At 47.0% G+C, this 13,412-nt stretch carries 14 protein-coding genes and 12 tRNA genes; all 26 read right to left on the bottom strand.

Translation table 11 applies throughout. From position 1 onward, the window contains the following. Positions 1 to 214: 214 nt before the first annotated feature. Positions 215 to 291 (bottom strand) — tRNA-Ile (locus BW944_RS11610). Between the two features lie 11 nt (positions 292 to 302). Next, positions 303 to 376, bottom strand: a tRNA-Gly gene (locus tag BW944_RS11615). Positions 377 to 398: 22 nt separating this feature from the next. After that, positions 399 to 475: transfer RNA gene (locus tag BW944_RS11620), tRNA-Pro, on the bottom strand. A gap of 13 nt (positions 476 to 488) precedes the next feature. Next, a tRNA-Arg gene (locus BW944_RS11625) sits at positions 489 to 565 on the bottom strand. 16 nt (positions 566 to 581) lie between these two features. Next, a tRNA-Leu gene (locus BW944_RS11630) sits at positions 582 to 666 on the bottom strand. Between the two features lie 12 nt (positions 667 to 678). Then, a tRNA-Leu gene (locus BW944_RS11635) sits at positions 679 to 763 on the bottom strand. Positions 764 to 770: 7 nt separating this feature from the next. Then, positions 771 to 843: transfer RNA gene (locus tag BW944_RS11640), tRNA-Lys, on the bottom strand. A gap of 94 nt (positions 844 to 937) precedes the next feature. Next, a tRNA-Gln gene (locus BW944_RS11645) sits at positions 938 to 1,012 on the bottom strand. Between the two features lie 9 nt (positions 1,013 to 1,021). After that, positions 1,022 to 1,098: transfer RNA gene (locus tag BW944_RS11650), tRNA-Asp, on the bottom strand. A 10-nt stretch (positions 1,099 to 1,108) separates the two neighbouring features. Further along, positions 1,109 to 1,180: transfer RNA gene (locus BW944_RS11655), tRNA-Glu, on the bottom strand. 4 nt (positions 1,181 to 1,184) lie between these two features. Further along, a tRNA-Ser gene (locus BW944_RS11660) sits at positions 1,185 to 1,276 on the bottom strand. Positions 1,277 to 1,282: 6 nt separating this feature from the next. Continuing rightward, positions 1,283 to 1,357: transfer RNA gene (locus BW944_RS11665), tRNA-Asn, on the bottom strand. A 147-nt stretch (positions 1,358 to 1,504) separates the two neighbouring features. After that, positions 1,505 to 1,954, bottom strand: a complete 450-nt coding sequence (locus tag BW944_RS11670; protein WP_076559885.1) for a SprT family protein — start codon at positions 1,952 to 1,954, stop codon at positions 1,505 to 1,507. Between the two features lie 394 nt (positions 1,955 to 2,348). Next, on the bottom strand, positions 2,349 to 4,496 hold the full coding sequence (locus tag BW944_RS11680) for a Tex family protein (RefSeq protein WP_076559889.1): 2,148 nt from the start codon (positions 4,494 to 4,496) through the stop codon (positions 2,349 to 2,351). 213 nt (positions 4,497 to 4,709) lie between these two features. Next, on the bottom strand, positions 4,710 to 5,300 hold the full coding sequence (locus tag BW944_RS11690; protein WP_076559892.1) for a SpoIIE family protein phosphatase: 591 nt from the start codon (positions 5,298 to 5,300) through the stop codon (positions 4,710 to 4,712). Beyond that, positions 5,300 to 6,082 carry an RNA polymerase sigma factor SigB gene (gene sigB / locus BW944_RS11695; RefSeq protein WP_076559894.1) on the bottom strand — a complete coding sequence of 261 codons (783 nt, stop codon included), beginning with the start codon at positions 6,080 to 6,082 and terminating at the stop codon, positions 5,300 to 5,302. Before sigB ends, BW944_RS11690 begins: the two co-directional genes overlap by 1 nt. After that, positions 6,054 to 6,530 (bottom strand): anti-sigma B factor RsbW, encoded by a 477-nt coding sequence (gene rsbW, locus BW944_RS11700; RefSeq protein WP_076559896.1) that lies wholly within the window; start codon positions 6,528 to 6,530, stop codon positions 6,054 to 6,056. The genes sigB and rsbW overlap by 29 nt, the downstream gene beginning before the upstream one ends. A gap of 2 nt (positions 6,531 to 6,532) precedes the next feature. Further along, positions 6,533 to 6,868: an STAS domain-containing protein gene (locus BW944_RS11705; protein ID WP_076559898.1), complete on the bottom strand. Its 336-nt coding sequence runs from the start codon at positions 6,866 to 6,868 to the stop codon at positions 6,533 to 6,535. Positions 6,869 to 6,946: 78 nt separating this feature from the next. Further along, positions 6,947 to 7,957, bottom strand: a complete 1,011-nt coding sequence (locus BW944_RS11710; RefSeq protein WP_076559900.1) for a PP2C family protein-serine/threonine phosphatase — start codon at positions 7,955 to 7,957, stop codon at positions 6,947 to 6,949. A gap of 15 nt (positions 7,958 to 7,972) precedes the next feature. Continuing rightward, entirely contained in the window at positions 7,973 to 8,374 is a 402-nt protein-coding gene (locus BW944_RS11715) for an anti-sigma regulatory factor (protein ID WP_076559902.1), read from the bottom strand. A gap of 3 nt (positions 8,375 to 8,377) precedes the next feature. Then, a complete protein-coding gene (locus BW944_RS11720; protein WP_008591068.1) occupies positions 8,378 to 8,734 on the bottom strand; it encodes an STAS domain-containing protein in 357 nt (118 codons plus the stop codon). Beyond that, positions 8,731 to 9,645, bottom strand: coding sequence for an RsbT co-antagonist protein RsbRA (locus BW944_RS11725; RefSeq protein WP_076559904.1), 915 nt, complete (start codon positions 9,643 to 9,645; stop codon positions 8,731 to 8,733). Before BW944_RS11725 ends, BW944_RS11720 begins: the two co-directional genes overlap by 4 nt. A 165-nt stretch (positions 9,646 to 9,810) precedes the next feature. Next, on the bottom strand, positions 9,811 to 10,161 hold the full coding sequence (locus BW944_RS11730) for a type II toxin-antitoxin system PemK/MazF family toxin (protein ID WP_076560118.1): 351 nt from the start codon (positions 10,159 to 10,161) through the stop codon (positions 9,811 to 9,813). Between the two features lie 5 nt (positions 10,162 to 10,166). Continuing rightward, on the bottom strand, positions 10,167 to 10,430 hold the full coding sequence (locus BW944_RS11735) for a CopG family ribbon-helix-helix protein (RefSeq protein WP_200806521.1): 264 nt from the start codon (positions 10,428 to 10,430) through the stop codon (positions 10,167 to 10,169). 111 nt (positions 10,431 to 10,541) lie between these two features. Next, positions 10,542 to 11,708 (bottom strand): alanine racemase, encoded by a 1,167-nt coding sequence (gene alr / locus BW944_RS11740; protein ID WP_076559908.1) that lies wholly within the window; start codon positions 11,706 to 11,708, stop codon positions 10,542 to 10,544. A gap of 78 nt (positions 11,709 to 11,786) precedes the next feature. Then, entirely contained in the window at positions 11,787 to 13,292 is a 1,506-nt protein-coding gene (locus BW944_RS11745) for a bifunctional ADP-dependent NAD(P)H-hydrate dehydratase/NAD(P)H-hydrate epimerase (RefSeq protein ID WP_076559910.1), read from the bottom strand. Positions 13,293 to 13,412 lie beyond the last annotated feature (120 nt).

The following is a 13,412-nucleotide window of genomic DNA, read 5'->3' on the forward strand; positions in this document are numbered from 1 at the left end:
AAACTCTCCATAAAAGAGCGATTGATTAGCTCATGTTGTCTTGCTTTAAAAATTGACGCATGGCATAAAACATTGTTCAGTTTTCAAAGATCTACGGTGTCGCTCTCAAAACAGCGACTTAATCAATATACCATGTTGTGCGTATTCCGTCAACAACAATGTATATTTTTTTGTGTCGATTAGCCATGATCGGCTATTTTTCAATGTAATTTCATGGTGGGCCTGAGTGGACTTGAACCACCGACCTCACGCTTATCAGGCGTGCGCTCTGACCGACTGAGCTACAGGCCCATTAATTATAATGGAGCGGGTGAGGGGAATCGAACCCCCGTCATCAGCTTGGAAGGCTGAGGTTTTACCACTAAACTACACCCGCATTTAATTTTAGGAAGTATCGATGGTCGGGAAGACAGGATTCGAACCTGCGACCCCTTGGTCCCAAACCAAGTGCTCTACCAAGCTGAGCTACTTCCCGTGAGAAGAAAAAATGGTGCGCCCGAGAGGACTTGAACCCCTAACCTTCTGATCCGTAGTCAGACGCTCTATCCAATTGAGCTACGGGCGCATATATATTGAAGAAATGCGGTCGAGAGGACTTGAACCTCCACGGGATTAACTCCCACTAGGCCCTCAACCTAGCGCGTCTGCCGATTCCGCCACGACCGCATGAAGAATTAATGGTGCGGGTGGAGGGACTTGAACCCCCACGTCGTAAGACACTAGATCCTAAATCTAGCGCGTCTGCCAATTCCGCCACACCCGCATAGAAGTGAGCCATGGAGGGCTCGAACCTCCGACCCTCTGATTAAAAGTCAGATGCTCTACCAACTGAGCTAATGGCTCCCTGTGAAAACTTTCTATCCTATTCGGTTCACAAGCACAAAGACTATTGTATAACTCTCAAGTTTGAAAGTCAATAAAAAAATGAAAACTGAAATGGCTGGGCTAGCTGGATTCGAACCAGCGCATGACGGTACCAAAAACCGTTGCCTTACCGCTTGGCTATAGCCCAATCATTTGATGGCGGTCCGGACGGGACTCGAACCCGCGACCTCCTGCGTGACAGGCAGGCATTCTAACCAACTGAACTACCGGACCGGAAAAAAGATGACCCGTACGGGATTCGAACCCGTGTTACCGCCGTGAAAGGGCGGTGTCTTAACCACTTGACCAACGGGCCATAATGGCGGAGAAGGAGGGATTCGAACCCTCGCGCCGCTTACGCGACCTACACCCTTAGCAGGGGCGCCTCTTCAGCCAACTTGAGTACTTCTCCGTAATATGGCTCCACCGGTAGGATTCGAACCTACGACCGATCGATTAACAGTCGATTGCTCTACCACTGAGCTACGGTGGAATAGTTCATCGCATTAATTAGCGACTTTGAATATTTTACTTTATGTAGTCGTTGATGTCAATCATATTATGAAAGAAATATGATTTGTTTCGCCGCTCTCTTTCGACGGCTATACTAATTTAACACGCAGAGGGGATTACGTCAATATTATTCCTCGACCTTTTTCAGAAATCCTTTACACTTTCCGCACCGGTATTTATCTGTATTCACACGCCGTTTCCGTTTATAAAGCTGATGACATTTCTGGCAGCGATATTTGTGGGCGGGGTGCTCTTTTATGGAAGGGAGTGGCGTGCAGTGTCTCGGGGCATCCGTTTCCTTCATTAACTTACGGAATTCTGCATCCCTGTGGTTAAATCCTTTCCCTTCTACATGAAGATGATAATGACATAATTCATGCTTGATGATTCCTTCGACTTCCTTTTCGCCCCACTCCTTCAGATAGGAAGGGTTTATTTCAATTCGTCTTTCCCGCGGAATATATCTTCCTCCTGTAGTACGAAGCCGGTTGTTGAATCGAATGTCATCCTTGAATTCACGGGAGAACTGACTTGAGGAGATCTCTTTCGTCCATTCCAGCAATTGTTCATTATTCATGTGCTCACCTCTCTTTCTTTCAGGCAACAATACAAATTCGACCTGAACCCTTATTCCATTTATGATTTGGCTCTGTTATCGTTCCTTGTTGATTTTCTTTCTATACGGGTAGAAGCTTGCCGCGGGCATGACGTGAACTTCCGGAATCTCTCTACGTTCGATTCCGATGATTTTTAAGTTCATGCTTTTCCCGCAGGCGTCCCCACCCTTCATTCCTAACATCAACATCAGGCTGTAACAGAGCCTATGATTTAAGACGCTCATAATTTGTCTTAATATCATATCACAAAACAAAAAGCCCAGGCTATTCATACTTCCATGCAAAAACCCCACACAACACCTGGATATCTCCAGATATTGCATGGGGTTCCACTATTCCCTATACCTTCTGTTTCTACGTCTTTTTCACCATCGTCAGAGCTACACGTTGTTTTTTGGTATCCACTTCTTCCACCCAAACTGTGACTACATCTCCGACGGAAACGACATCCATCGGGTGTTTTATGAAACGATTGGCCAATTTGGAAATATGGACAAGTCCGTCCTGCTTCACTCCTATATCGACAAAAGCACCGAAATCCACGACGTTCCTGACTGTACCTTCAAGTTCCATGCCGCTCTCCAGATCCTCCATCGTCAGGACGTTCGTTTTCAACAACGGTTTCGGAAGATCGTCACGGAGGTCCCGCGAAGGCTTCTTCAATGATTCAATAATATCCCCGAGAGTCAACTCACCTACGCCAAGACGCTCTGCCGTCTGTTTTAGATCTATGTCCTGAAGTTTCTCCGAAAGGGCTGCGGAGCCTATATCTTCTTTCTTAAGACCCAGATCTTTCAACAGCTCCCGTACTGCTGTATAACTTTCCGGGTGAATCGGTGTCTGGTCCAGAGGGTCTGTTCCTTCCGGGATACGTAAGAAACCGATACTCTGTTCGAATGTTTTCGCGCCGAGTCTCGGTACATCCTTCAAATCTTTCCTGCTTGCGAATTTCCCTTTCTCGTCACGCTTTTTCACTACATTTCCTGCTACCGTTTTGTTCAATCCGGAAACATATTGTAATAACGATGAGGAGGCTGTATTCGCATTGACTCCTACCTGGTTGACGGCAGTCTCCACTACAAATGTAAGAGATTCATTCAACCGTTTTTGGGTGACATCATGCTGATACTGCCCGACACCGATGGATTTCGGATCGATCTTCACCAGTTCCGCCAGTGGGTCCTGCACTCTTCTGGCAATGGATACCGCGCTTCGCTCCTCCACCTGAAAATCAGGGAATTCTTCGCGCGCGAGTTTGGAAGCGGAATAGACACTCGCCCCTGCTTCATTCACGATCATATATGGAGCTTCCCAATTATGTTTCTGAATCAATTCTGCGAAAAACTGTTCCGTTTCCCTAGAAGCCGTTCCATTACCTATCGCAAAGAGTTCGATATTATGTTCCCTCATGAATTCGGTGACTTTTTTCTCCGCTCCTTCAAAATCTTTACGGGGAGGAGTCGGGTATATGACCGAGATATCCAGAACCTTTCCAGTTTCATCAACGGCCGCCAATTTACAACCTGTGCGGTAGGCGGGGTCTATTCCAAGCACCGTTTTTCCGCGAAGCGGCGGTTGCAATAGAAGACTTCTTAAGTTTTTGGCAAACACTTCTATCGCCTGCTCCTCCGCTTTTTCCGTCAATTCATTCCGTATCTCCCTCTCGACGGAAGGTTTGATAAGACGCTTATAGCCATCCTCAACAGCTGCGTGAAGCAGGCCGCCTTCCTCCTTCTCTCCCCCTGTTTTCCGCTGCAGGTAGTGAAGTATCCGATCTTCAGGTGGAAGTACAGACACTTTCAGAATTCCTTCTTTCTCTCCTCGATTCAACGCCAGAATCCGGTGGGAAACGACCGCTTTCAAGGATTCCTGGAACTCGTAATACATTTCATACACGCCTTTTTCATCCTTCTCTGTTTTTTTAGCTTCAGATGAAATCGCTCCTTCGTAAGTCTTGTTCCTGATATAGTCACGATATTCCGGTTCATCGGCCACCCATTCAGCAACGATATCCTGTGCTCCCTGCTTCACATCTTCAAGCGTATGTAACTCGTTCTCTTCCGAAAGATAATGCTCCGCTTCTTCTTCCATTTGCACAGGGGTTCTTTCCCAGATCAACTTCGCCAAGGGTTCCAGCCCTTTTTCTTTGGCTACCGTCGCTCTCGTTCTTCTTTTTTGTTTATAAGGGCGATAAAGGTCTTCGATTCTTTGGAGCTTTTCCGCTTCCTGCAACTCTTTCTTCAGCTCCGGTGTCAGTTTTCCCTGCTCTTCAATCAAACGCAGGACTTCTTCTTTTCTTTTTCTTACGTTCTGTTCATACGTATAATTATCCTCGATATCCTTGATCTGCACTTCATCCAGACCACCCGTCATATCTTTACGGTAGCGGGCGATGAAAGGGACGGTGAAATCCTCTTCCAATAACGCCAGCACTTCTTTGACGGAAGATTCCTTGATGGTAGTCTGTGCAGCTACTTTTTGAATTAATGTCTGATCTGTCACTTTTTCTGCCTCCCTAAGCTTTCTCCTTACTATTCTAACAGAAATCCGAGAGCTCGAAAGTCCTCCGGGTAGCGTGACTTCTAGTCATCTCTTTCTGCCTCCCTCTTCCCTTCTCCATGCCCCCTCTCTTCCTTAGGGTCCTGTCATCAATAACAGTCGTCCACAAAGCATTTCCATTAAAAAACCTCATCCTGTTCATCAGAATGAGGTTCATCAATTATATTCCATTACGACCAATGTCGTGTCGTCCGAGCGTGACTGACCAAACTCGCTATCGTATTCATCCACCAGATCCTGCACGGTTTTCGCCCGGTAGAAAAGCTTAGTCACTTTCCTTTCGTCTACTCCATCGGAAAAAACGAGGAATCTCATCCCTCTTTCAAGCGTTCCGCGCTTCACGCGAAGGTCTTTCGGGTACCCGGCCAAAAAACCGGGAAGAGGGATGTTTCTGCTTTTCTTACCTGAAGCATCTACAATGACGATACCGATATTACCAATGGAAGAGTATGCATACGTCCCTTCGAGCTTATCGATACGCAAAATCCCGAGGACGACTCCCCTTTTATCCATAAGTACTTTATTGCACTTACCGACAAGAGAAGGAATCGTATCATCAGGATTCTGTTTTATGACGTCCATAACTGCTTTGGAAGCCTCTTTGGCAAGTTCACCACTCCCGAGTCCATCAGCCATAGCACAAATGAAATTGTTTTCTGTTTCATTGTAGATGTAGCTGTCTCCGCAATAGAAGTTCCCCTGTTTCGGCTTCTGATACGTCGCTATAGTAAGGGACGGCTCATTCATCAGCGAAATGCCTCTATCGATTCTGATTGAAGTGCTTCCCGCAATTTGCGTAAGGCTCTCCGTTGAAGACGGGAGACATGCATTTGGGAAATCCCGAGTTGTTCACCCGTATCCTTTTGACTCATATTTTTGAAATATGTGCACTGGAGTATTTCCTGCTCCCGTTCACTCAGAATTGGGAGCACTTTCTCAAGAAGCATACGTTGATCGATATTCTCATAGCCATCTTCCTGATCTCCGATGAGGTCGAGAATGGTCACTGTACTGCCGTCCGAGTCCGCTTCGATTTTACGATCCACGGAAAGGGCTTTATAACTTTTGCCCATCTCCATCGTCTCCAGCACATCTTCTTCGGACACTTCAAGGTACTCCGAAATTTCAAGAATGGACGGAGAACGTTGCAGATCACTCGTCAGCTCCTCTGTCGCTTTCTTTATTTTCGGTCCAAGTTCTTTGATCCGTCGCGGCACGTGTACACTCCAAGTTTTATCACGGATGAAACGTTTGATTTCCCCGATGATCGTCGGAATGGCGAACGATTCGAAGGACTTGCCATAGGACGGGTCATATCTTCTGATCGCCGCGAGCAATCCGAGCATCCCTACCTGAACGAGATCTTCATGGATGGTGCTGTTTTTGCTGTATTTTCTTGCGATCGACTCTACAAGGTCGTTGTATACGAGGACAATTTTTTCCTGTATTTCTTCATCACGAGGATTCTCCTGTAAATACGCGATCCATTCATATACTTCATCATTGTGATGTTGAGACTTGGTCGCCATCGCGGCCCACCTCATTTTCATGGAGATACTTCGTCATAAGTACAATCACTCCATGCTCACTCTTAATTTCGACTTTATCCATCAACGCATCAATCAGAAACAGGCCGAATCCTCCTTCACGAAGGTCCTCTACACTATCTTCCTGGTGATAGGGTCCGATTTCTTCCTTGACCCTCTCGAGGTTGAAACTGCCACCGTGGTCAGCGACCATGATTTCCAGACGATCCTCGTATACTCCGCAACCTATAGTGAGTTCGCCGTTCTCTTCTCCGCTATAAGCGTGTTCCACACCATTTGTGATCGCTTCTGACACCGCCACTTTCAAATCCTCTATATCTTCATAAGTGAAACCCATGCGACTGGCAATCCCCGAAACGCTGAGACGCACTACTCCGATATATTCCGGTTTCGCCGGCACCTTTACTTCAATGAAATCAAAAGTACTCATCTTTAACTCCCACCTTCTTTGACGGACGTATCGATATCAATGATTTCCGTAAGTCCGGTGATTTTGAACAAGCGATACACACGTTCCTGCATATGTGTAAGTTTCAAAGTCGCTCCATATTCCTTCGCGGATTTAAGAGCACTGATAAAGATTCCGAGTCCGGTGGAATCCATATAATTCACAGCAGCGAGGTCCACTTCCACTACAGCTTCTTCTGCCTGTGTAAGCGGAAGCAGTTCTTCTTTTAATTTCGGAGCAGTGAAAGCGTCAACTTCTCCTACAAGAGTCATCACAGAGTAGCGCTCCTCCGGCTGTTTTACATCTATATTTAAATTCAATTCCTACACTCCTCCTTGAATTACCTGAAAAATTGGTCAAAACTAACTAATCGTACGTATTCCCACACATTCCGCTGATTAAACATCTCTTTTCAATACAATTAATGTAAAATCATCACGAAGCTGGAAATCCTGGAGGCGTTCAAAGTATTTGTACACATTTTCCACGATTTCCTGGGAAGGAAGATCTTTATTGTCCCGGATCACTTCGAGTATTTCTTCCTGCTCGATGAATTCGTCACCTTTTCTGCATTCTGTTACCCCATCTGTCAGCAAAACGATCATGTCTCCCTTTTCGACCTGTTTCTGACGCTGTTCATACATGGAATCTTCAGAGACTCCGAGTACGAGACCAGGGGCAGAGAATTCTTCAAATTCATCACGGGCTTTGGAATAATAGAACCCGGGTTCATGGCCTGCCGAGGAATAGGAGAAGGTATGGTCTTCCGTGTTATACATCCCGTACATCATCGTGATGAACATATTCGAATCCACGTTTCTTTCGACCACGCGGTTCAGGCTTCCTAAGATGTATTTCGGATCCATCCGGAGTTCCGGAAAACTGTCCATCGCATACTTGATCATAGACATGCACAGAGCAGCCGGTACTCCTTTTCCGATCACATCTGCAACGGCAACACCAAGAGACCCTTCATCATCCATGACGAAGTGGTGGTAATCGCCGTTCATCTGTTTGGAAGGAACACTCATCGCTCCTATATCCAACCCCTCCATTTCGGGTTTCACCGTGGATAAGAGCGTTTTCTGCATATTTGCGGCTACAGCTATTTCCGATTTCAGTTCAAGCTGTTTTTCACGTAGTGATTGGAACTCCTGATAAGCGAGTCCGTAAGACATCATCGTTTCCATCAAAAAGTCGAAAGAATCAAGAATAAGTTGCGGCATCTCCGGGTATATTTCCTGCAAAGACCGTAAATGTATATTGATGATTTCTTCCGGTGAAATGTTCTGTTGCATCGATTGCTTACTGAATTGTTCTGCCTGGTAGAGCGCGCGTTCATCTTTGGTGCGAACATACTCTTCCAGCAGATCCCGGTAATTCTCAAGGTCCAGCCTTAACGTACTCATATTTTTCCTCCCTTTTTATCGGAGCCATTTGGTGGATTCGATTGTCGTACCTTCTCCGGATTTTGAAATGATATCAAACTCATCCATAAGACGTTTCACGCCTGGGAGGCCTGCTCCGAGTCCTCCGGATGTGGAGTAACCATCCTCCATGACCTGAGCCAGATCGCTGATGCCGGGTCCTTCGTCTATAGCTTTGATATTTATGCCTTTTTTCTGAACGGTTTCGATAGCCTCGAAACAGATTTTTCCCGCTCCGGCATACAGATAGATATTACGGGCCAACTCTGAAATCGCTGTGGCGATTCTGGCCTGATCAACTGTGCCGAACCCCACTTTTATTGCAATATCGCGGCCCATTTGTCTTGCGGCTACGATATCCCACTCCTTTTTTATATAAACACAGGACTGATCTTTCATACCCTACTCCTCCAATTCTTGACGCAACTTTATTAACCCTTGCTCCAAGTCCAGTGCTGTAGGTACGTCCTGCAGATGAATACCAAGATCGATCAAAGTCACTGCTACAGCTGGTTGAATACCGGTGAGGACAACTTTCGCCCCCATGAGATCAGACATGGTGACCACATCCCCGAGCACCTTGGCAATGAAAGAGTCTACGATATCGACAGACGTCAAATCGATCACCACTCCGGTCGCCCCGCTCGAATGTATCTTTTCCAGAAGATCCTCCTGGAATTGAATAGCGGTCTTGTCATCGAGTTCTGTCTGTATCGAGATCAACAGGTAGTTGTGTAATTTTAATATTGGGATTCTCATTCGTTATCACTCCGATCCAGTGAGTCGATTAGATTCTCTATTTCCTGTTCCTGATTGCGGTCTTCCACAATTTCCCTGTTGGTAAGCTCAAGCGCTGTCTGGAAACCCTTCCGAAGCGAACTTTTCGTCGGGAACTTCCCTAAATCAATACCGAGACTCACAATGGTCTGAGCAATTTCAGGACGGATACCGACGAGAATGCAACGGGAACCGATTAGTCGGACAGCTTCCGCCGCCTGAATAATGTGATGCGCTACCATCGTGTCCACGACCGGCACACCTGTGATATCAATCAGAACCACTTCCGCATTATGTTTGATGACTCCATCAAGAAGGCTTTCCATAACCATCTTCGCCCGTTCGGTATCAATCGTCCCGATCAGTGGCATGATAGTGATATTGTCCATTACAGGAATCAGAGGCGCTGATAGTTCCTGCAATGCCGAACGTTGCAGGGAAACGATATTTTCCCAGCTTCCGGAATACTCCGAAACCAGTTCATTGATGAGTGGGTCGACCCATTCGTCCACTTTCTCAAGTACCCAGGAAAAATACTCGTCTCCGAGCTCGTATACATGTTCTGCTTCGGAAAAATCGAGTTCATCCCACTTCTGGATGATGAACTTCACCACCGATCTGCGGAACACCTGCATGCCGTCCGTCAAATAAGTGAGAGGCCAGCCGAGATTGATGAGTCGTTCCGCGAATTCATCCAACGGAGTCTTTGCCATCTCCCCTTTTTTGATGCCATCAAAGATCACGTTGACGAATTCACGATTTGTATTTTCTAACATCTCCTCGGAGATAGACTGGTAAAATTCTTTATGCTGGTTCTTTTTCGCCTGATCTATCCACATCCGGACGATTTCATCGCTGTTATCCAAAACTAAATCTTTCAGTACTTTTTCCATCTATACATTACCTCCACGCTATGGAAAGCTCATTGAATATATTGCTTTCATTTATTTTAACAAAAATCGTTCCCCAGTAATACTAAACGAGTCATTTTAAGGAATATTTAAATGTATTGTAAAATATTCCTTACACAAATAAGGAGACTGCTGGCTGGCAGTCTCCTAAAAGTCTATAAGCCCCAAACTTATTTGCAGAGCTTTGTTCACGCGAAGCATCATCGATTCGTCCAGGTGGGTAATCTTGTCTGTCAAACGTTGTTTATCGATTGTTCTGATTTGCTCCAGTAATATGACCGAATTACGTTCAAACTGGTATTTTTCTGCATCTATTTCTACATGAGTAGGCAGTTTGGCTTTTTGTATTTGCGCTGTAATCGCCGCCACGATCACCGTAGGACTGAAACGGTTTCCGATGTCATTCTGAAGGACAAGTACCGGGCGTACTCCTCCCTGTTCGGACCCTACGACCGGTGACAAATCAGCGAAATAAACGTCTCCTCGTTTGACTATCAACGGCTTCACACCCCGCTCACTAATTGCTCGAGGGTGTGCTCTGCCTCCTCTTCAGCTTGGAAAGCTTCTGAAGCGATATTTAAGTTGATTTTCGCCATCTCCATATAACCCTGACACATGGATTCACGAATTTGCCGTTCCTGTTTTTCACGTAAATACATTTTCATTGCCTGACAAAGAAAATCGTTTCGATCACATTGTTCTGTCTCCACATAATTATCCACTTCACTTAAAAGCGTTTCCGGAACTTTAAGGACGATTTCCCGCATGTTTTCCGACAAACCATACACCTCCACCATTAACTCTATCTCTTTGGACCAGTAATCTGCTATTCCAATATTACCATTGCGACCTGTCTAATGCAAAGGCCTATTTGAACTTCAGACGATTGGATCCTGGAGGCGGTGGGAAGTGGCGATGATTTCATTATTCCTTTTGTAGATCCTCGGCACACGATTAGTGATGATACACGGGATTTCGTAATTGATCGTTTCTAAATAATCAGCTACTTCATCCATTTCGATCTCTTCCTCCTGTTGTTTCCCGATCAGAACCACTTCTGTACCGGAGGGATAATAGCCGTCGAGACGAACCATGAATTGATCCATGCAGATACGTCCTATGATCTCGCACCTTTTTCCATTGACGAGGACCTCCATCCCCTGAAGTTTGCGGATCCACCCGTCCGCATACCCCAGCGGAACGGTGCCCACCCACTCTTCAGAAGATGTTTTGTATGTCGCGCCGTAACTGACCGCTTCTCCGGGCTCAAGTTTTTTGGCATGGATCAGATTGCTGTAAAGAGCAAAAGCCGGATGAAGGTCTATCGGCTTTTCTTTTTTCACATTATGGGAAGGGTAGAGTCCGTACATACTGATGCCAAAACGGATGAACTGATGCATCTGCTCCGGGAACCTCATACTGGCCGCGCTGTTCCCGGTATGTATATCAACTTCCTGTTTCCAATTTTCCCTGAAACGTTCCAACAAGTCTTCAAGGCGGCGATTCTGTTCTTCGTAGTAAGCGAGGTCGTCTTCATCCGCTGTCGCAAAATGAGTGAAAACCCCCGAGAGAGAGACTCCCGGCTTTTCCCTGATTGCATCCAGAACTCCTACCATCTCTTCTTCAGAGCGTACACCGAGCCGGCCCATTCCTGTATCGACTTTGAGATGCACATTCAACGGCGTACCATCCATGTCCCCGACTTGCTCCACCCATTCTTTCTGGTACACGGTGACAGTAATATTTTCCCGAGAAGCGACCTCCGCGTCTTCCGGGCGTATGTATCCCATAACGAGAATAGGGACGTCGATCCCTGCACGCCGCAGCCGAAGCGCTTCATCAAGAAGCGCAACCGCAAGGCGCTCCGCTCCTGCTTCAATGGCGGCTTTTGCTACCTGTACGTCCCCATGCCCGTATCCATTCGCTTTTACTACTGCATAAACTCCCGTCGTTGCAGACAATCGTTTTTTCAGTTGCGTCACATTATAATAAATAGCATCCAGATCGACTTCCACTCGGGAATCACGATAAAATCTCTGTTCCATAACTGCCATCTCCCACGTCATTGATTTTTTTCATTATTGAGGGTGTATCTCGTCGTGTCAAGCTTTATCCAGGCCGCTTCAGCGCGGAAGAAAAGTACGATAGGTGAGGGAAAGCCCGTCTGTCAGATCGGTAGGGAGCAGGTCTAACACCGTCCTATTCTTTGAGATCAACAATTCAGCCGTCCGTCCGTGAAGAAAACAACCGTTCGCAAGAGCCTTCACCGGCGACTCATGCTGCATGAGCATTGTAAGCAGAACACCTGTCAATACATCCCCGCTTCCTCCTTTGGAGAGACCTTCATTGCCGGAGGGCTCAATGATTTGACTTCCCTCCGGTGTGGTGATGATTGTATTAGGCCCCTTCAAAACGAGATAGACCCCGTATTCATAGGCCAACGACCTGCTCAGAGAGAAAGGGTTCCTTTTCACCTCGGAGACTTCTTCGCCCGTCAGGTGTGCCATCTCCCCGAAGTGCGGAGTGAGCACCGTGACTTCCTGTCTTTTTTTCAAATCATCAAGAAGGAAGCGCAAGTGATAAAGCCCGTCGGCATCAATGAGCAGGGGACCGGACGTACGGGACAGTAGCATTTCTATCACCGGCCGGCTTTCCGGTTCCCTTCCCATACCGACCCCGACAGCTACAGCGTCTTTTCCTTCGAGAACCTCGGGGTCCACGCTTGAAATAACACCGGAAGATTCTCCGGTGCCGGCGAACATCGCCTCCGGTAATGAAGGAGTAAGGTAGGGGATGATGTCCCTGACTGTCGCAGCGGTGGTAAGCCCCGCACCCGCTCTTATAGAGGCTCTCGCAGCCATCATCAGAGCCCCCGGCATCATTCTCCCTCCTCCTACAATAAGCCCTTTCCCTCTCGTCCCTTTATGAGCGGAGCCTGGCAGTACTGGGAAACTTTCAGCGAAAGCTCCCTCTGTCCATATTTCCCGGCTGACCTTCGGGGAAGCCATAGGGGGGAGGCCGATATCAAGCACTTTCCACTCTCCGTAATACCCGGCTGTATGGTCGAGAAAAAGAGACTGTTTCGGCGCCTGCACGATATACGTGGTATCAGCCTTCACCGCCTGGAATTCTTTTACACCCTCATCCGCAGGCAGACCTGAAGGGATATCAACACTGATCCGGTGCATTTGTGACTCATTCACTTTACTGACGAGTTCGTCAAAAGGAGCACGCAAAGCCCCCTTCACCCCTATCCCAAGCATTGCATCAACGAGGACGGTGTTTTCGTTCCACACTTCCTCAGATAAGGAAGAGAGAGAGTAGCCGCTCTGTTCATACACCCGCTTATGATAAAGGGCGTCCCCCTTGATTTTTTCATCCGGAACGACCTGTACAGCTGTGGCAATACGCCGCCTGTCTTTCAGAATCCTCGCAATAACATACCCATCGCCGCCGTTGTTTCCTCCCCCGATGACTATAAGGAACTTTTCGGTTTCCGGAAACTTCCGTAAAATTTCTTCCGCAATGGCACGACCGGCATTTTCCATGAGAACTTGCCCTTCCCGGCCGTAGCTTTCCATGGCTTTTCGGTCCCAGTCATACATCTCTTCTGCCCGTAATACTTGCATAACTCCCCACTCCTTGTCCGCTTTTTTCAGCAAAGCTACCCTGAAAATAAATATTCAGGCGGACGCTTTCCGCAGGCGTCCCCACCTTCCGTTCCTATCATCGACAATAGGCTTTAACAA

The organism is Salimicrobium flavidum (genome assembly GCF_900156645.1).
GTDB classification, from domain to species: Bacteria; Bacillota; Bacilli; order Bacillales; family Halobacillaceae; genus Salimicrobium; species Salimicrobium flavidum.